General features: G+C 71.0%; 14 protein-coding genes. 9 read left to right on the top strand and 5 right to left on the bottom strand.

The genetic code is table 11. The features are described from left to right. Window positions 1–187 precede the first annotated feature (187 nt). A complete protein-coding gene (locus tag FOF48_RS01435) occupies window positions 188–1,720 on the top strand; it encodes a cell wall metabolism sensor histidine kinase WalK (protein ID WP_143897986.1) in 1,533 nt (510 codons plus the stop codon). Beyond that, window positions 1,717–2,421, top strand: a complete 705-nt coding sequence (locus FOF48_RS01430; protein ID WP_143897985.1) for a response regulator transcription factor — start codon at window positions 1,717–1,719, stop codon at window positions 2,419–2,421. The genes FOF48_RS01435 and FOF48_RS01430 overlap by 4 nt, the downstream gene beginning before the upstream one ends. 13 nt (window positions 2,422–2,434) lie before the next feature. Here FOF48_RS01430 and FOF48_RS01425 read toward each other — a convergent pair whose 3' ends face one another. Next, the gene (locus FOF48_RS01425) at window positions 2,435–3,133 is read right to left on the bottom strand and encodes a bifunctional 2-polyprenyl-6-hydroxyphenol methylase/3-demethylubiquinol 3-O-methyltransferase UbiG (RefSeq protein WP_143897983.1); all 699 of its coding nucleotides are present in this window, start codon (window positions 3,131–3,133) and stop codon (window positions 2,435–2,437) included. A 255-nt stretch (window positions 3,134–3,388) separates the two neighbouring features. Between FOF48_RS01425 and FOF48_RS01420 the strand changes: the two genes are divergently transcribed. The 4 genes from FOF48_RS01420 (at window position 3,389) to FOF48_RS01405 (ending at window position 10,306) form a co-directional block, all read left to right on the top strand. Then, a complete protein-coding gene (locus FOF48_RS01420; protein WP_255441798.1) occupies window positions 3,389–5,008 on the top strand; it encodes a hypothetical protein in 1,620 nt (539 codons plus the stop codon). A 318-nt stretch (window positions 5,009–5,326) separates the two neighbouring features. Continuing rightward, a complete protein-coding gene (locus FOF48_RS01415; protein ID WP_143897979.1) occupies window positions 5,327–8,146 on the top strand; it encodes a right-handed parallel beta-helix repeat-containing protein in 2,820 nt (939 codons plus the stop codon). Between the two features lie 90 nt (window positions 8,147–8,236). Then, window positions 8,237–9,601, top strand: coding sequence for a sigma 54-interacting transcriptional regulator (locus tag FOF48_RS01410; RefSeq protein ID WP_143897977.1), 1,365 nt, complete (start codon window positions 8,237–8,239; stop codon window positions 9,599–9,601). Window positions 9,602–9,709: 108 nt separating this feature from the next. Further along, complete coding sequence (locus tag FOF48_RS01405; RefSeq protein WP_370456538.1) at window positions 9,710–10,306, top strand: DUF3332 domain-containing protein; 597 nt, start codon at window positions 9,710–9,712, stop codon at window positions 10,304–10,306. A 54-nt stretch (window positions 10,307–10,360) separates the two neighbouring features. On the opposite strand, the gene FOF48_RS01400 is transcribed toward FOF48_RS01405, so the two are convergent. Beyond that, a complete protein-coding gene (locus FOF48_RS01400; protein ID WP_143897973.1) occupies window positions 10,361–10,912 on the bottom strand; it encodes a hypothetical protein in 552 nt (183 codons plus the stop codon). Continuing rightward, window positions 10,909–12,225 (bottom strand): hypothetical protein, encoded by a 1,317-nt coding sequence (locus FOF48_RS01395; protein WP_143897971.1) that lies wholly within the window; start codon window positions 12,223–12,225, stop codon window positions 10,909–10,911. The genes FOF48_RS01400 and FOF48_RS01395 overlap by 4 nt, the downstream gene beginning before the upstream one ends. Window positions 12,226–12,412: 187 nt before the next feature. Between FOF48_RS01395 and FOF48_RS01390 the strand changes: the two genes are divergently transcribed. Both FOF48_RS01390 and FOF48_RS01385 read left to right on the top strand, forming a co-directional pair. Next, window positions 12,413–13,060: a gluconate 2-dehydrogenase subunit 3 family protein gene (locus FOF48_RS01390; RefSeq protein WP_143897969.1), complete on the top strand. Its 648-nt coding sequence runs from the start codon at window positions 12,413–12,415 to the stop codon at window positions 13,058–13,060. Then, window positions 13,057–14,709 (top strand): GMC family oxidoreductase, encoded by a 1,653-nt coding sequence (locus FOF48_RS01385; protein WP_143897967.1) that lies wholly within the window; start codon window positions 13,057–13,059, stop codon window positions 14,707–14,709. The genes FOF48_RS01390 and FOF48_RS01385 overlap by 4 nt, the downstream gene beginning before the upstream one ends. 15 nt (window positions 14,710–14,724) lie before the next feature. Here the strand turns inward: FOF48_RS01385 and FOF48_RS01380 are convergent, their stop codons facing one another. Continuing rightward, window positions 14,725–15,177: a hypothetical protein gene (locus FOF48_RS01380; RefSeq protein WP_255441797.1), complete on the bottom strand. Its 453-nt coding sequence runs from the start codon at window positions 15,175–15,177 to the stop codon at window positions 14,725–14,727. A gap of 76 nt (window positions 15,178–15,253) precedes the next feature. Here FOF48_RS01380 and FOF48_RS01375 point away from each other — a divergent pair, with 76 nt between their 5' ends. Beyond that, a complete protein-coding gene (locus FOF48_RS01375) occupies window positions 15,254–15,688 on the top strand; it encodes a hypothetical protein (RefSeq protein WP_186001721.1) in 435 nt (144 codons plus the stop codon). 59 nt (window positions 15,689–15,747) lie between these two features. Here FOF48_RS01375 and FOF48_RS01370 read toward each other — a convergent pair whose 3' ends face one another. Further along, a complete protein-coding gene (locus tag FOF48_RS01370; protein WP_235685282.1) occupies window positions 15,748–18,075 on the bottom strand; it encodes a hypothetical protein in 2,328 nt (775 codons plus the stop codon). Window positions 18,076–18,077: the final 2 nt, after the last annotated feature.

The raw sequence follows: 18,077 nt of genomic DNA, 5'->3' as shown, positions 1-18,077 counted from the left end.
CGGCCTGTCGGGAGCGTGCCGGCCCTGCTCACACGCCGTCCCGAGGGCCTCATGCTCGCCCACCCGCCCACTGGAAGTCGATGCCCCTCCACACCCACCGTATGTCCTCGAACGATGTCGGGAACCCTCCTCCCTTCACCAAAACGCCCGAGCACGGGGCCTCCGTCGCGTGTAGACACCAGGGGTCGTGTCACGTCCCGCGCCCGTCATCCTCAGCTTCCGGCGCACCTTCGCGCTGCTCATCCTGCTGGTCGTGCTGCCGTCAGCCGGCCTGTCCGGCTTCGGCGTCGTGGCCATCATCAATGAACGCGCCGCGGTGGAGAAACGCCTGGAGGCCGCGTGGCGAGGCACGCTCGCGGACCTGTCCGCGGAGGTGCCCCGCGCGTTGACCCGCGGACGGCTGGAGCCGCGCGACAACGGCCGGCTGGCGTTCCTCCTGCCGGATGATCAGGAGCTGTCCGACCCGGACGGCACCTTCCGCGTGGAGAACGGCGTGGTGCGGACACAGGACCCGCAGCTGGCGGAGTCCCTGGCGGCGCTGGTGCCGGAGGCCGCCTCCCTGCCCACGGTGCCCACCGTCTTCTCGCTCGCCACCGGGAACCGCGCGGTGCTGGTGGCCGCCGAGCGCCAGGGCGCCTCCGTGCGGGGCGTGCGGCTGTCGAGCGTCGCGCTGGACGCGCTGCTGGCGGAGAAGGCGCAGGGACGGGCCACGTCGGAGCCGGTGCGCTTCACGCTGCTCCCCGTGCCGCGCGACACGTCCAGCGACGGCGGGCTCGTCAACCGGCTGATGTCGGAGGTGGCCCAGGCCCGGCAGAACGCCCTGGGGCCGCCGGTGCTCGCGGAGCGCGTGCTGTCCGCGCCGCTCCAGGACTTCCGCCTGGTGGTGCTGCCCACCGGCGAGGACCCCGTGGCGAGCGCCTCCACGCGCAACCGCGCCGTGTACGGCGTGCTGCTGGGCCTGTTCTACCTGACGCTCACCTTTGGAGTGGCGTACACCGGCCGGGTGCTCTACCGCGAAGCGCGCCTGTCGCGGATGAAGACGGACTTCGTGTCGCTGGTGAGCCATGAGCTGCGCACGCCGCTCACCTCCATCCGCATGTTCATCGAGACGCTGGCCCTGGGCCGGTTGAAGGACCCCGCGCAGACCCAGGAGGTGCTGGACCTGCTGACGCGCGAGACGGAGCGCCTGTCGGACCTCATCGAGCGGGTGCTGGACTGGGCGCGCATCGAGAGCGGCCGCAAGGTGTACCAGCGCGAAGCCCTGCCGGTGGCGAACGTGGTGGACTCGGCGGTGGCGGCCTTCCGCGCGCAGCGGCTGGGCGACGGCATGGAGCTCACCGTGCAGGTGGATGACGGACTGCCCCCGGTGGAGATGGACCGCGTCGCGGTGGCGGGCGCGCTGCTCAACTTGTTGCAGAATGCCTACAAGTACAGTGGGCCCACGAACCGCAGGATCGCCCTCCGGGCGCGGAGGGACGGCAGACACGTGAACCTGTCGGTGGAGGACAACGGGGTGGGAATCGCCAGGAAGGACCGCAAGCGCATCTTCGAGCGCTTCTACCGCGTGGACAACCTGCTCACGCGCAAGACGGAGGGCAGCGGACTGGGGCTCGCCATCAGCAAGCGCATCGTGGAGGCGCACGGCGGCCGCATCACGGTGCAGAGCGAGCCCGGCCAGGGCAGCCGCTTCACCATCCAGCTCCCGGTAGGCCGCGCATGAGCACGCCCGAGGAGAAGCCCCGGCGCATCCTCGTCGTGGAGGACGACCTGTCCATCCTCACCGGCGTGTCCATGAACCTGCGCTTCGAGGGCTACGAAGTCCTCCAGGCCCAGGACGGCCGGACGGGCCTGGCGCGCGCGCTGGATGACTCGCCGGACCTGCTGGTGCTGGACCTGATGCTCCCGGAGCTGAACGGCTACGAGGTGATTCGCGAGCTGCGCCAGCGCGGCCGCGACACGCCCGTGGTGGTGCTGTCCGCCCGGGGCCAGGAGTCGGACAAGATATTGGGCCTCAACCTGGGCGCGGACGACTACGTGGTGAAGCCCTTCGGGCTGCAGGAGCTGCTCGCGCGCATCAAGGCGGTGCTGCGCCGCAGGTTCGGGGCCACCGGCACCACCCCGCCACCGGTGTCGTTTGGAGACGTGAAGGTGGACCTGTCCCAGCGCACGGTGGCGCGCGACGGGCAGCCGGTGGAGCTGACGGCGCAGGAGTTCAAGCTGCTGGCTCACTTCCTGGCCCACCCGGGCCGCACCTTCACCCGCGAGGAGCTGCTGTCCGGCGCGTGGGGCTACCACTACGAAGGCAGCGCGCGCACGGTGGACAACTTCATGCGCCAGCTGCGGCTGAAGTTCGAAGCGGACCCCGAGGCGCCCCGGCACTTCCTCACGGTGCGCGGCCTGGGCTACCGCTTCGAGCGCTGAGGCCCCCGCCGCCTCACGTCCCGGCGACGCCAATCTGGCGCAGGTCCTCCAGGTCGAAGGGCTTGCCGTCGAAGCGGCCGTAGCGCTCGCGCAGCGTGAGGCCGCTGGCGGTGAGGGCGGCCTCCAGCTCCTCCGGCGGGAAGTGGCGCAGCTTGAGGCGGCGGATGGGACTGGCGCCCCCCGCCTGACGCCGCTCGCGCAGGTGCAGGGCGAACAACGGGCGGCGGGGCTCCACCGCGGCGCCGGGCTCGTCGTCGTCGCGCGGCAGCACGGGCTCGCGCGGGGCGTTGAGCACGTCGTAGATGAAGGTGCCGCCAGGGGCCAGGTGGTGGCGGACGGTGGCGAGGAACGCCTCCACGTCATCGCGTCCGGTCATCAGCCCCAACGCGTGCTGCGGGGCGAGCACCAGCGGGAACTTCTCCGGCAGCCGCAGCGTTCGCGGATCCGCGGCCAGCAGGCGCGTGCGCCCGGAGACGTCCGGGGACTCGGAGGCGCGGCGCTCCTCGGCGGAGCGGATCATCGCTTCGGAGGGGTCCACCCCCACGGTGGTGAAGCCGTGGCCCGCCAGCGCCCAGGGCACCCGGCCGTTGGCCGCCCCCAGCACCAGCACGGGTTCGCCGTGCTCCGACGCCTGCCGTGTGTAGAAAACAAGGTCCGGCTCCTGTCCCACCAGGGACAGGGGGGTGCGGCCGCGTGCGTCGTTCCCAGCCATTGCCCAGGCCCTAGCACGGTTGGGGGGCGCTCCGGGACCCCGGTGTTCACAGCCTGGGCAATCCCTTGCCCACCTCCTGTCACTCAACCAACGGCCGCATGGGCCTTCCGGCGCTTGTCGGCCCCGCGGGGCTGGCACCCTCCTTGCCTTGGATGCTTCAGACGAGGGAGGGCCACCATTGGCCCCTCCGCTCCGCGAGTGTGAGGTGGTCCGCATATGAGGCACGGGTGGTGGTGGACGGGAACGGTCCTGCTGATGGGAGCACTGGGATGGGCGGGCTGCGGCGACGGAGCCGCGCGCCACGGGGATGATCCGATGGTGCCGGCGGCGCCCGAGCAGGACCCCCAATCCCCAGACGCGGGCCCGGGCGGCACGGGCATCACGGACGCGGGCACCGACGCGGGCACCGGCGGCACGGACGCGGGCACCGACGCGGGCACCGGCGGCACGGACGCGGGCACCGACGCGGGCACGCCGGAGACGGTGCAGACCTATCCCCTGCCCTCCGCGCCGGGCTGGACGTTCTACAACCAGCAGCGGGGCGCGCCGCGCTACGTGTATGGCATCACCGCCGACCAGGGCGGCAACGTGTGGGTCGCGGGCGGCGAGGAGGGGCTCTTCCTGCTCAAGAAGGGCGACACCACCTTCCAGCGCTTCACGATGTCCGAGGGCCTGCGCCCCTTTGGCCGCATGCGCGACGGCGTGGGCGGCCCGCCGCCGGGCATGCCGTACCTCAAGGTCATCTCCGTGGCGGGCGGTCGCGACGGCACGGTGTTCGTGGGCTACGCCGGCAAGCCGCCCCAGCCGGGCAAGCCCACCTGCGAGGACGAGTGGGACCAAGCGGAGAACGCCCACCGCGAGCCGGACGCGAGCGTCTACAAGAGCGGTGACGCGGACAAGGTGACGCTGAAGGCGAACGGCACGCTGGAGGTCGTGCACTACGACATCCACACCGGCCCCACCAAGGTGGCGGCCGAGATGCGCGGGCGCGAGAAGCTCTGCACCATCTACCGCATCGCCTACGACCCGGTGAAGGAGGTCGTCTGGTTTGGCGGCAACCACGGCTTCGCCATGGGCAACGCGAAGTTCGACGGCAACGTCCCGTCCTACTGCTGGGATCCGCGCCCCTGGAACACGCAGCAGAGCCCTCAGTTCAAGTGGGAGTTCCAGTGCGCGGGCCTCTACGAGCACGTGCACCCCGCCATCACGGGCGCCGGCGGCGAGCTGCTGTCGGACCGCTACTACGGCATCGCCATCACCGAAAACCACGACGTCTTCTTCGGCGGGCAGATCCGCTCCACGCGCTTCTATTACGGCTCGAACGGCGACAACTACTGGTCGGGCCAATCCCAGACAGAGGACGCGGCGTATGAAGGGAACCGCATCGACATCTGGCCGGATCAGGTGGCGAACTACCCCACCGCGGCGCAGCGCGTGGACGACAACGTCTCCGGCATGGCGCTGGCCAGCAACGGCGGCGTGTGGGCCAGCTCGTTCTATTACGGCCTCGCGCGCCTGAGCGCCAACGGCACCGTGGAGACGCGCGTGATGCAGGACCTGGTCAACTACACGCCCGCCAAGGGCGGCACCGCCGCGATGGCGCCCACCTCCGCGGTGGCCACGGATCCACGGGATGGCAGCCTCTGGGTGGGCGCCAACTGGTGGGGGGGCATCACCCGCCTGAAGGACGGCGCCACCGTGAAGTACAGCGGTGACGTCTTCGGCAACACGCTCACGTCCGTCAGCAGCGTGTCCGACATCCAGTTCGACCGCTCCGGCAGCCGGCGCCGCGTCCTCGTCTCCTTCGAGGGCACCAAGAACGCGAAGACAGGGGTCGTCACGCCGGGCCTCATCGGCATCTACGACGGCGACTGACGCGCCACCTCCACGGCGAGGTCACTCACGGCCGTCCTCCCGGACATGGGGAGGGCGGCCGCGGTGTTTGACGCGCGCATCACTGCTCCTCGCTTGCGCGGGACGCATCGCGCGTCCCCGGAAGTGCCTCCCCTGGGCACACGTGGAGCCTGGCGGTGGAGGCGGCTTTCCTCCGGCCTCCAAGACGGCCGGCCTCGCGCCTCGCGCCACCGCACTCAAGGCGGGCCTCGTTTTCCGGAGCACGACAGCCGCTGGGCGGCGTGGCTTTCGCAGAGCGGCGACAGCCACCGACCGCATGCCTGCCCTGGAGCTCCATCCGTGAAGTGTGCCCCCCTCTGTCTCTCTTTGTTCGCCGCCGTGCTCCTCCAACCGCTCCAGGCCCGGGCCGGGTTGGAGCGGGACATCCCCGCTGGCTCGGAGCCCTTCTCCGTCTTCCACACCCTCCCCCAGCCGCCCCCGGAGGACGCCGTGCGCTACGTGGATGCGGCCAGCACGGAGCCTGGGGATGGCAGTCAGGCCCGCCCGTGGCGGCACATCCAGGAGGCCCTCCGCCAGCTGCGTCCGGGTCAGCTCGCCTACGTGGCCGGGGGCGTCTACGAGGAGAACCTCCTCTGGGACCAGGCGGTGGATGGCACCGAGGAGGCGCCCATCGTCCTGCGGGCCCTGCCGGGCACCCGCCCCGTCCTGCGCAACCGGGGGAAACGGCCGCTGCTGGAGGTGACGAAGAGCTATTGGATCATCGACGGGTTCAACCTGGACGGCGCGGGCGTGCGCAGTCCCCAGGTCCGGTTCACCGGCGACGGCGCGCACCACGTGCTGCTGCGCCGCGGCTCGCTGGTCGGCGCGGGCGGCGGCGCGGCGCTCTTCGTCGGGAAGGGGGCCCACCACATCCAGGTGGACCACACGAGCCTGTCCGGCACCTCCAACTGGAGCGACCTGCGCGAGGACGCGGTCTGCCAGACGACGGCGGACTGCGCCGCCTACGAGCCCACCCCGGCCGTGGGCCTGGTGTGCGTCACCGGCGGACGCTGCGCCACGCGGCAGGACGGCCACGGCGTCAGCATCTATCCGGACACCCATCACGTGCTGCTCACGTCCAACTTCTTCTGGAACAACTCCGGGGACGGCGTGCAGTGCGTGGGCCCCGCCTACGCGGAGCCGGGAGTGGGGACGCGGCGCCCCCATGACGTGTTGATGCAAGGCAATACCTTCACCAACAGCCCCAGCTTCGACGGCAACACGGAGAACGCCGTCGACATCAAGGATTGCGACCGCGTCACCTTGAGCGGCGGGCGGATGCAGCACTTCCGCCCCACGCGCAACGTCCGGGGCAACTCCAGCCAGGGCGAGGCCATCCTCATCCACTTCGACGCGCAGGGGGTGCTCGTGGAAGGGCTGGACCTGTCCGACGCGTGCCGGGCCGTGGGCCTGGGGCGCTCGGTCGAGGGCGAGCAGCTGGCCAACGTCGTGATCCGCCGCAACGTCTTCCACGACCCGCCGCCCCGGAGCGCGCGGTGCGCTTCCGACGGCGTGTGGATGACCCAGGTGAAGGGCGTGGACCTGTACCACAACACCTTCGATGGCTTCGAAGGCGCGGCCGTGTCGGTGGGCGAGGACGTCGCCAGGCCCGCCGTCATCGACGTCGACATCTGGAACAACATCTTCAAGGGAGACCGGGGCTACTACCTGGGCGCGCACCGCGCGGGCGTCGTCGGCCTGGAGAGCGGCTACAACCTCTTCGCCAGCGACACCGGCAAGCAGCTGCGCTGCAACTTCAACCCCGTCTACCTGGAGGGCTGGAGTGCCTGTCCTGGCTTCGACCCGCCCCTGGACTCCGGAGGCACCAGCCGCGTCGGGGAGCCGCTGTTCTCCTCGCCCGCGCGGGACACCGAGCCCGGCTCGCCCGCGCGCGACATGGCGCTCGACGACGGGGACGGCGCCGCCTACTGCGGGGACGGGCCGGACGTAGGCGCCAGGGAGAGCTGCTCCACCGGTCCCCAGAGTCCCACCATCCTGCCCCCGTCCGCGGCGTGGGGGCTCCAGCAGGGCACGCCCGAGGATGACCTGTTCGCGGCCATCGCGGTGGGCAGCGAGGGCGAGCTGTTCTACGCGGGGGCCTCGCGGGGCGCCTTCAGCGACGTCCCACAGGGAGGCTGGGACGCCACCCTCGGCCGCGTCTCCGCGGACGGACACCCTGGCTGGTCCCGCGCGCTGGGGGGGCCGGGGGACGAACAGGCCTGGGCGCTCGCCGTGGACGCGCGCGGACAGGTGTTCATGGCGGGCGCCACCACGAGCGACCTCTGGGAGCCGCTCGCCGGCGAGAGCGACGGCTTCATCGCGAAGTTCACTCCGGACGGAGAGCGGCTGTGGGTGCGCCAGTTCGGCTCGGAAGGGATGGACGTCTTCTACGGCCTCGCCACCGACGGCGCGTCCGTGTACGCCGCCGGCACCACGACGGGCAGCTTCCCCGGCCAGCCCCACCACCCGTCACCGGGAGGCGACGCGCTGCTGGTGAAGGCGGACGCGGACGGGAACACCGTCTGGACGCGCGTGTGGGGCATCCACAAGAACGAGGTCCTCAAGGCCGTGGCGTACGCCCAGGACAGCGTCTACGTGCTGGGCGAGGTCACCAACCAATACCTCTTCGTGACGAAGCTCACCGCCGACGGGACGCTCCTCTGGCAACGCCAGTACACGCTGAACCGCGCGCAGGGCACGGCCCTCGCCACGGACGCGGCGGGCCACGTCTACGCCCTGGGCGCCTTCGTGCCCGCCACGAACCGCTTCACGCCCTGGCTGCTCAAGCTGGACTCCACGGGCCACGAGGTGTGGACGCGCACCACGTTCGCGGAGAGCGCCGTCGCCTTCGCGGGGATGGCGTGCGACGCCCAGGGGGGCGTGCTGATGGCGGGGCGCGACAGCCACAACCGGGGCCTGTGGAAGGTGTCCCCCGACGGCGCCCTGAGCTGGCTGGCGGACCACCCTGGAAACAGCGACCTGACCAGCCTCACCCGGGCGGTGGCGGTGGACGCGCGGGGCGGCGTCTTCCTCGCCGGAGAGACCGGGAGCAGCCTCTTCGCCCCCCTCCAGGGAGGGCTGGATGCTTGGCTGGTGAAGTACCCCGCCCCACAGCCATGACGCACCCAGCCCGGTCGGGGACCGGGCGAGCCCCGCGCGTTGACAGAAGGCCCACGCGGACCGGAAGCCGTCTAGGATGTCGGCCCGCTCATGCCCTCCGTGCCTCCAGTCCCCATCCCCACGCACACCGTCGTCGCCGCGCGGGCGCAGGGGGAGCGGCTGTCCGCGCAGCGCTTCCACCTGGTGCTGCTGGACACCGAACGCGCGGGCACGGTGTACCCGCTGGCCACCGAGGACCTGCGCGTCGGCAAGTCCACCGACAACGACGTCGTCATCGACCACCCCACGGTGAGCCGCAACCACCTGGTGGTGCGCCGGCGGGGCGACCGGTTCCTCGTGCAGGACCTGGACTCCACCAACGGCACCTTCCTGGACGGAGCCCAGGTGCGCGAAGCGTACCTGCGGCCCGGCGCCCTGCTGGAGGTGGGCGACGTGCGCCTGCGCTTCAGCCCGCAGATGGCGCCGGTGCAGGTGGAGCCCACCCTCGAGGACCGGCTGGGCGACCTCGTGGGCCGCAGCGTGCCCATGCGGCAGATCTTCGCGCTCCTGCAGCGCATCGCCCCCACGGACTCCACCGTGCTGCTGGTGGGCGAGACGGGCTCCGGCAAGGGCGCGGGCGCCAAGGCCATCCACAAGCTGAGCCCCCGCACGGCCGGCCCGCTGGTGGTCTTCGACTGCGCCAGCGTGTCCGACTCCCTCATCGAGAGCGAGCTGTTCGGCCACGAGAAGGGCGCCTTCACCGGCGCGGTGGGCCAGCGCATCGGCTGCCTGGAGCGCGCGCACGGCGGCACGCTCTTCCTGGATGAAATCGACGACCTCGCCCTGGACTTGCAGCCCAAGCTGCTGCGCGCCATCGAGGACCGCGAGTTCCGCCGCCTGGGCTCCTCGACGCCCATCTCCTTCGACGCGCGCATCGTGGTGGCCAGCAAGAAGGACCTGTGGGCGGAGACGCAGGCGGGCCGCTTCCGCGAGGACCTCTACTTCCGTCTGTCTGTCTTCACCGTCAGCCTGCCGCCCCTGCGCGACCGCAAGGAGGACATCCCGCTGCTGGTGGAGGCCTTCGCGGGCGAGGGCCTCTGGCCCCGGCTGCCGGAGAAGATCCAGGAGCAGTTCCTGGGGCACACGTGGCCGGGCAACGTGCGTGAACTGCGCAACGCCCTGGAGCGCGCCCGCCACATGGTGGACATCCCGGGGCTCACCGGGGACAACCTCCTGCGCGAATTCACGCGCGACGTCCCCACTCCCGCCGGGGACTTCCTGCCGGTGGAGTTCACCGGGCCGTTCAAAGTGTGCAAGGACGAACTCGTGCGTGCCTTCGAGCGCGAGTACCTGACGCGCCTGCTGGGCCGCGCCCGGGGGAACATCGCCCGCGCCGCCCGGGAGGCGGAGCTGGACCGGAAGCATCTCTATTCGCTGTTGCACAAGTACGGACTGGTGCAGAGCGAGGCGGATTGACCCCCGTGCGATGGTGGCATCCGCTTTCGCGGTCCACCGGTTTCATGGAGGGGTGAAATGAAGATGCGTCCGTCTCGTTGGCTTGGCGCTTTGTGCGCCGGTGTCTTGATGATGCATGCAACGGGTTGCTTCGGCTCGTTCACGCTCACGCAGAAGATCTGGCAGTTCAACAAGGGCGTCTCCGGGAACAAGTTCGTGCAGTGGTTGGTGTTCCTGGTCTTCGTCATCGTGCCTGTCTATGAGATCGGCACGCTGGTGGACGCGCTGGTCATCAACAGCATCGAGTTCTGGAGCGGCAACAACCCGGTGGGCAGCGTGCAGGGGGAGGACCCGAACACGCGCATCGTGAAGCTGAGCCCCACGGACACGCTGAAGATGACCCGCGACGTGGAGTCCGGCGTCATGCGTCTGGAGTTGCAGCGCGAGGGCCAGGCCCCGGTGGTGCGCTACTTCGAGCCGCTGGAGGACGGGCTGGTCGCGCGCGACGAAGCGGGCGCCCTGCTCATCCGCGCGCAGGGACAGCACGACGGCGCCGTGAAGGTGACGGACGCCACCGGCAGCACGGTGACGGTGCATGCCCGGGACGCGGTGGACACCGCGCGGCAGCTCTTCCTGGACGGCGGCGCGCCGGCGCTGGCGCAGTTCGCCACGCACCAGGGCCAGCTCGACCAGGGCATGGCCTCGCTCAACACCTGCGCGCCGTAGCACCGCCGCGCCAGGGGCTTCCGGTGCGCACCACCGGAAGCCCTCGGTGGGCCCTCAGGGCGCGGGCGTTTCGCCCACCACGTCGCCCAGGTCCGGGCCGAAGCCCGCGTCGAGCGCCACGGAGGAGAACGTCCCCTCCATGCTGCGCCCCGCGCCGTAGCCGGCGCCCTTCTTGAACGACAGGGAGAAGTCCCCGCGCGTGGCCTCGCCCGGGTTGCCTCCCGCCTCCAGCACCAGGTCGCCGCGCTCCACCTGGGTGAAGACGCGCGCGGGCTCGCCCGCGGCCACGTGCACCACCGACGCGCGGTCGCGGCCAGACGGCGTGGTGCCGCCCAGCTGCACCTTGGTGCCCGGCTTCAGGTCCACGCCCTCGGTGTCCACCGTGAGCCGCGCGACCAGGTCCACGTCCAGGCCGTTGTTGCGGAAGTAGCTGACCTGGAGCGCCTCCGCGTTGCGGCGGATCTCCACCTTGGCCACGTCCGTGACCGGGAACAGCTCCGACACGCTCCCGGACAGCTCATTGTCTCCCCGGCACGCGACGATGCCCGCGCCACACAGCAGCCCCGCGAGCCCCAGCGCCGCCGCGGCGCGCCCCGCGAGGCTCACCGCTCCACCGCCAGCGTCAGGGCCTGGGTCGTCGCCGCGCGGTAGAGCACCACGCGCTGCCCGGAGGACAGGAACGCCAGCTTCGGCGACCACGCGCCATCCGTGTCCACCGTCACCTCGCGCCACTGCCCCTCCACGCGCGTGGCGATGACCAGCGCGTCGTCCGACGGCGAGCAGCTGCCCTCGTTGCGCCCGGACTCCAGCGAGCAGATGTAGAACGCGATGGACGGGTCGTGCGTCGTCGGGTCGAACGCCAGCGACGGGTACCAGCCGCCGGAGCCCGCCTGGTACACCGGATCCGGCGTCGACCAGTCCCTCGCCGCCGCGCACTTCGTCCCCGTCGTGCCGTCGCAGGTGATGAGCGTGAGCCGGCTGTTGGAGCGATCCACCGCGGCGATGCCGAAGCCCTTCGTCGAGTCATACGCGAGCGACGCGCCCAGCATCGTGTTGCCCACCGCCTGCACCTGCACCGGAGGCGTCCACGAGACGCCGTCCGTGTTGCGGCGCTGGAAGTACACGTTCTGCCCGGGCGCATCCGCGGAGCCGAAGGCCTGGTCGAACACCAGCGCCGGCTGCCCGCCCGCCATCAGCATCTGAAGGTGCCCGCCGTACGCGCCCTTCTGGTCGCCGCCGGACGCCACCACCCTGTGCTGCCACGCCGTGGGGCCGCCGCTCGCCAGCTCCACGTCGCTGCCCGCCCAGTCCTGCTGCGGGAACTGCCCGTTGTGCCCGTCGCGGTAGACGACCAGCGCCTCGTTGCCGCTGAAGACGATGGAGGGATTGAGCCCCACGAGGAAGCCCGTGTCGCTCACCGGATTGCCCGCGACCGCCTCGTCGCCCTTCGTCACCGCGATGCGCTCGGTCCAGGTGCCGTTCGCGTTGCGGTAGGACACCGCCAGGTCGCTCTGGAGCCAGAAGACGGACTGGTCGCTGCCGCCGCCCAGGTAGCTCACCGTGGGCTGCCCCGTCGGGCCGAACGCCAGCGACACGCCATACACGCGCTGCACGGTGGCGATCTTCTCCGACGTGGCCTGCACCTGGCCGTCGCGCACCTCGCGGTAGCGCAGCTCGGAGTCCTTGTCGTTCACCTTCACGAAGTACGCGATGCCGATGCGGTCCTCCGGGCCCACCGCCATCGCGATGGAGGAGATGGCGTGCAGCTCGCTGGGCTCCGTGTCCACCGTCAGCCGCACGAACGGCGTCTGCGTCGTTCCGCCGTCGTCGGGCTTCGTGCCTGCGTCGGGGTTGGCCGGCTTGCCGCCGCCACATCCCAGTGCGAGCACCGCTCCCAGTAGCCACGCGTGTCGTTTCATGCGGTTCCTCTCCTGGATTCAATCGGCCTGCTAGAGCGCGCCATCCTATGCCAGCCGCGCGCGTTGTCGGTCACGCCTCGCCGTGCGGCCCCATGTCACGCACGCGGTGGGCGGCCAACCGACCCCGGCATCCTCGCATCAACCTGCGTGCCGTGAAGCACGCGCATCTGGGTTAGGCTCCGCCCTCATGGCCCGCGCGCGTTCGCTCCCCCTGAAGCTGTCCCGGCGCACCTTCATCCAACGGCTCACCTTCTTCGGCGGCGGCGTGGTGCTGCTGGGTGCCGCCTCCTGTAAACGTACGAAGGAGGCGGAAGCGCCCGCGGGGCCCACCGGCACCACCAGCGCCGGCCAGGCCCTGCGCACCTTCTCCGCCTTCGAGTACGCCGTCGTCGCCGCGGCCACGGAGCGGCTGCTGCCCCGCGACGAGGACCCGGGCGCCCAGGACGCGGACGTGGCGCTCTATATCGACCGCATCCTGGAGACGCAGGGGCTGGAGGCCATGCACCGCGACTTCCTCCAGGGGCTGGCCGCGCTGGAGCGCCGCGCGCAGCGCATGTTCCAGAAGAGCTTCGCCCAGGCCACGCCCGCGCAGCAGGACGAGCTGCTCGGCCTCTTCAAGGACAGCCCCGCCGGCAGCGGCGAGGCCCACTTCTTCGAGCTGCTGATGACGCTCAGCCTGGAGGGCTTCCTGGGCGACCCGTCCTACGGCGGCAACAAGGGCCGCGTGGGCTGGCGGCTCATGGGCTTCGACACCGTGGGGACGGTCGCCATGGCGCCCCCGGAGGGCTACGACGGCCCGAAGTGCCTGCGCGAGTGCGGAGGTCACCACCCGTGAGCCTCCCTTCCGTGGACGTCTGCATCGTGGGCAGTGGCGCGGGCGGGGCACCGCTGGCGCTGGAGCTGGGCCGCGCGGGCTTCAAGGTCGTGGTGCTGGAGAAGGGCCGCCACTACCAGCCGAAGGACTTCGTCCACGACGAGATCCTCAACAGCCGCCGCAACTTCTTCATGCCGCTGCCGTGGGAGGAGCCGCACCTGGTGCGCCACGGCGCCCAGGCCCGCTACGAGCGGAGCAACGCCGCGTGGACCGCCAACTGCGTGGGCGGCGGCACCGTGCACATGAGCGGCTTCTTCTACCGGCTCAAGCCGGTGGACTTCCGCCTGCGCTCCACGCTGGGCGCCGTCCCCGGCACCACCGTGGCGGACTGGCCCATCTCCTACGAGGAGCTGGCGCCCTTCTATGACAAGGCGGAGGCGGAGCTGGGCGTGTCCGGCCAGGCCGTCCCCCACCCCTTCGCGGAGCCCCGGAGCGGCCCCTACCCGCTGCCGCCGCTGGACGTGCACCCGGTCGCCTCTGAAATCGACAAGGCGTGCGGCGCGCTGGGCTGGCACGCGGTGCCCACCGCGCGCGGCATCATCAGCAAGCCCTACAAGGGCCGGTCGGCGTGCGCCTACTGCGCGCTGTGCGGCAGCTACGGCTGCGAGATGGGCGCCAAGAGCAGCACGCTCGCGAGCCTCATTCCCGCGGCCCTCGCCACCGGCAACGTGGAGGTGCGCGCGGGCAGCATGGCGCGCTCCATCGAGGTGGACCGGAAGGGCCGCGCGAAGAGCGTGGTGTACCTGGACAAGGACGGCGTCGCGCAGGAGCAGCCCGCGAAGGTCATCATCGCCTCCGCCACCGCGGTGGAGAGCGCGCGCCTCCTGCTCAACTCCACCTCCAGCCGCTTCCCCAACGGGCTGGCCAACGGCAGCGGGCTGGTGGGCAAGAACCTGCTCTTCAGCTCCTTTGGCGGCTCGCGCGCCCTCTTCCGCGTGTCGAAGCAGCAGCAAGCGCGGCCGTGGCTCACGGACCCGTCGCCCTTCGTCAACCGCAGCGTCCAGGACTTCTACGTGATGCCGGACGCGCGCCACGGCTTCCGCAAGGGCGGCACGCTGGGCTTCATGTGGGCGCACCCCAACCCCATCTACGCGGCGGTGGGCCTGGCGGGCGCGGGCAAGTCGGGCGTGTTCGGCAAGGAGCTGAAGGACCGGATGCGCGCGTACCGCGACTCGCGCATCCTCGAGTTCGAGGTCTACGCGGAGTTCCTCCCCACGCCCGGCACCTCCGTCACGGTGGAGCCCGGGGTGAAGGACAAGTACGGCATCCCCGTGGCCGCCATCACCCTGGACCGGCACCCGGCGGACTACGCCGCCACGCGCTTCCTCGTCGAGCGCGGCGAGGAGGTGCTGATGCGCCTGGATCCGGACAGCGTGGAGCGCGTGGGCACGCAGGGGGAGACGACCATCCTCCAGCACGGCACCTGCCGCTTCGGCGACGACGCGGCGGCCTCCGTGCTGGACAAGCACTGCCGCGCGCACGAGGTGCCCAACCTCTATGTCGTGGACGGCAGCTTCATGCCCACCGGCGGAAGCGTGCCCTCCACGCTGACCATCGCGGCCAACAGCTTCCGCGTGGCGGACCACCTGGTCCGCACGCTCAAGGGTTGAACGGGGCGCCGCGCGCTACTGGATGCGCAGCGGCGTCACGTCCACCTTCACCACGTAGCGCGCCTGCATGTCGGAGTCGAACTCCACCAGGTGGTCGCCCACGCCGGTGACATCCACCTGCCGGCTGAAGACGCCGAACTTCTCCATCTGGTCCAGCGCCACGCGGCCCGTGGAGGCCTGACGATGACGCGCCCGGCAGCCCTCCTCGTGCACGGTGATGGCCGTCTCCTCACCCGCCGCCGTCACCTCCTCCAGATAGAAGCTCACCTTGATGGTGGACGCCTCCGGCACCCGGACCAGCACCTTGCCGCGGCCGGGGAAGCGGCCTTCCGAATAACTCTCCGGTCCGAGGATGCAGCCGGCGAACTGACTGCATACGGGCCAGGAGGCCTTGCAGACATCCAGCACGCGCGCGCCGATGAAGTCTTCGCGTGAGCCGCCGCAACCCGTCAGCAACAACATCAGCATCGCGCCCGCCAGTCCCCGGGCACTCCGTGTTACAACACCAGACATTCTTCTGAACCTCACCGAGGAGTGGATGTCCATGCGTCTGCGCAACTTCTGGCTGCCTCTCACCATCATCGCCCTGGCGGGCTGCGGCGGGGAGGGCACCGACCTTCCGGAGGCGCCGCAACTGCTCATCGACCGCACCGAGCTCAGTTTCGACACGGAGTTCTCCGCCGGAACCTACGTGGGGACGACGACCTTCAACACACTCTACGTGGAGAACCGCGGCCTCCAGACGCTGGAGCTCACCGACGTCTCCCTCTCCGGCCCCGGTGTCTTCACCCTGAAGAAGCCGGAGAACTGGCCGCAGAGCGGCGCGCTCAAGCTGGAGACCTACCAGCGCACCTATATCGAAGTCGCCTTCAAGCCCAACGAGGCCCGGGAGTTCACCGGCACCCTCACCCTCAAGTCCAACGCCGCCAACGGCGGGACGCGAGAGCTTCCGCTCAAGGGCAAGGGCATCGCCCGGTAGCGGTGGGACAGCGCCGGAAGGCGGCGGAGGCCCGAAGCCCCGCCGCCTGCCCGTGCTGACTATTGGGTGAACTGGCAACCGCCCACCCACGTGCCACCGTCCAGCGCGGGCGCGGGGCACTGGGTGGGGGCGCCCCCATCCGCCGCCGTGTAGCCGCGGGGGTAGTCGCCGTAGCCGGTGCGCAGCGTGTAGCCGACCCGCTCATAGTCCGTGCGCTCGGTGGCGCTCACCGCCACCTTGAGCGTGCCGCCCTTGATGAAGCGCCGCTCCAGACAGGCACACGCATAGGGCGCCACCGTGACGCGCGTGGTGCTGGCTGTCTTCTCCAACTGATACAGCGCCTGGTAGCTGCTCAGGGGCGTGCTCACGCTGGTGTGCCACGCGCGCATCACCGACGGGTTGTAGGCCAGCGTCAGCGCGCCGCCCGTGCTGGTGGTGGACACCGGCGTGCAGGTGCCGGCGCCGCCGTCCGTGCTGTTGCCATCACAGAAGGTCAAATCCAACGCCAGACCATGCGGCGTGCCGCCGTCCGCCAGGTTCTCCACCTCCCACTGCACCAGCCACGCCGCGTCCTCCGGCGCGCTCAGCGCGGGGAGCTGGTACTGGAAGGTGTCCGTGTCGGAGGGCACCGCGTCGTAGTCTTCGGGGCCGCGCACGCCCAGGCCGGTGGCGCGGTCGTTGGTGCGCAGGCGGCCGTGGCCGTAGGACAGCTGGCCCTTCGCCTCGAAGGTGGCGTTGCCCACCGGCAGGTTCCCCGCGCCCACGCCGTTGAGCGTCTTGGCGCGCGCCTGCTCCACGCCTCCGCTGTAGGCGGCGACCTCCTCCGCGTCGTCGTCCTCCCAGGACACCTCCAGCCGGTAGTCGCGGTCGTCCGCCCAGTTGTTGCCGTCGTCCTGCACCACGAAGTGGTACGTCGTGGTCGCGGCGTGCGCCGGCACCGGCAGCGCGCCCTGGAAGTTGCGCAGGCTGGGGAAGCGCGCCGGGTCGCTCTCCTCGCGCAGCGACTGGATGCACAGCACCGCCTCCGGGTTGTTGCAGTAGGCCTGCACCAGCCCCGGCGCGTCGGGGTGTTCGCGCACGTCGCGGGGGCACACCGTCGCGTCGTTGGTGCAGGTGGCGCGCTGCTCGGCGGTGACGGAGGTGCTGACGGTGGTGAACACCAACACCTGCCGGTCCGGCAGCTGGCCCAGCGGCAGGGGCAGCGGGTCGAAGCGGACGGTGGTGGGGACCTCCACCAGCCGGTAGCGCAGCACGCTGGGCTTCGCGTACGCGGGCAGGCGCAGCGCGAACCAGTCGCGGTCGGTCACGTAGCCCAGGCGTCCGGTGAAGGACGTGGACGTGCCCGGGGCCCCCACCAGGTCTCGCGAGAAGGCGCGGGCATAGCTGTCGTTGTCGCCGGACTGGTCCTGCGGGTCGGCTTCATCCACGACGCGCACCTCCACCTCGTACGGCTGGCGCAGGTCGCCCGCGGGCACGGGCTCGTTGTTGCCGCGGTAGCCCTTCACCACCAGGACCCACGTCCCCGCCAGCTTCACCTTGCGCGCGGTGGCCAGCACGCCCGGGTGCACCTTGGGCAGCACGTTGCCCTCCGACTCCTTGTCGGTGGTGCCGGGGCGCAGCAGCTCGTAGGAGAGGCGGAAGTTGGGGACGAAGCCCTGGTCCGGCGCGGTGACCCGCACGTAGGCGATCTTCCCCACCGTGAGCGGGAAGCTGAAGCGGTCCACGTCGCCGTCCGTGGCCAGATAGCCCTTGGCCGTGCCCACCTGCACGGCGCCCTGCGCGTTGAGCGCGATGGGCGTGGGCGTGACGTCATTGGGCTCGTTCGTGTCCGGGTTCTCGATGAGCTCCACGGTGAGCCGGTAGGGATTGCGCGCGTCGTAGGCGGGGCGCGTGGGGTTCACCGGCGCGTCGCGCACCACCACGATGAGCTGCGTGTCCGGCGTGCCGTACGGCAGCACGATGTCCACCGGCTTCGGCGCGCCCGAGCCGTGCTGGTCCGACTTCGACACCAGCGCGGTGTTCTTGTCCTTCTCCGTCACGGTGACGGACAGGTTCACCGGCGTGCTGGAGGCCAGGTACGTGGCGGTGATGTGCACCAGCGTGCGCGCGTTGGCGGTGGAGGGGATGCGGATGCTGTACCAGTCCTCGTCACCCGCCTTCACGTCGCCGGTGAGGGCCAGGTAGCGCTCCAGCGCCACGCCGGGCTTCAGCTCGCAGTCCGGGTTCGTCAGGGCCTCGTCGCGGCTGTTGCACAGGTCCTCCACCACGCCCGTGCCGCCATCCGGGTTTTCGTCTCCGCCGGAGGAGCAGGCGGCCAGCAGGAGGAGCGCGAGCGGGAGCAGTCGGGTGCGGAGGCGCATGGGGGACTCGGGAGGCTTCGACGTCATCG

The sequence above is a fragment of the Corallococcus sp. Z5C101001 genome, from assembly GCF_007352635.1.
GTDB classification, from domain to species: domain Bacteria; phylum Myxococcota; class Myxococcia; order Myxococcales; family Myxococcaceae; genus Corallococcus; species Corallococcus silvisoli.
The sequence above is the reverse complement of the archived record's forward strand: the minus strand, read 5'-3'. Positions and strand labels throughout refer to the sequence as shown.

Excerpts from the sequence above, each read along its gene's own strand:
- FOF48_RS01430 (WP_143897985.1), top strand. The coding sequence starts at position 1,717 with ATGAGCACGCCCGAGGAGAAGCCCCGGCGCATCCTCGTCGTGGAGGAC.
- FOF48_RS01425 (WP_143897983.1), bottom strand. The coding sequence starts at position 3,133 with ATGGCTGGGAACGACGCACGCGGCCGCACCCCCCTGTCCCTGGTGGGA.
- FOF48_RS01420 (WP_255441798.1), top strand. The coding sequence starts at position 3,389 with ATGGGAGCACTGGGATGGGCGGGCTGCGGCGACGGAGCCGCGCGCCAC.
- FOF48_RS01410 (WP_143897977.1), top strand. The coding sequence starts at position 8,237 with ATGCCCTCCGTGCCTCCAGTCCCCATCCCCACGCACACCGTCGTCGCC.
- FOF48_RS01405 (WP_370456538.1), top strand. The coding sequence starts at position 9,710 with ATGATGCATGCAACGGGTTGCTTCGGCTCGTTCACGCTCACGCAGAAG.
- FOF48_RS01395 (WP_143897971.1), bottom strand. The coding sequence starts at position 12,225 with ATGAAACGACACGCGTGGCTACTGGGAGCGGTGCTCGCACTGGGATGT.
- FOF48_RS01390 (WP_143897969.1), top strand. The coding sequence starts at position 12,413 with ATGGCCCGCGCGCGTTCGCTCCCCCTGAAGCTGTCCCGGCGCACCTTC.
- FOF48_RS01380 (WP_255441797.1), bottom strand. The coding sequence starts at position 15,177 with ATGCTGATGTTGTTGCTGACGGGTTGCGGCGGCTCACGCGAAGACTTC.
- FOF48_RS01375 (WP_186001721.1), top strand. The coding sequence starts at position 15,254 with ATGCGTCTGCGCAACTTCTGGCTGCCTCTCACCATCATCGCCCTGGCG.
- FOF48_RS01370 (WP_235685282.1), bottom strand. The coding sequence starts at position 18,075 with ATGACGTCGAAGCCTCCCGAGTCCCCCATGCGCCTCCGCACCCGACTG.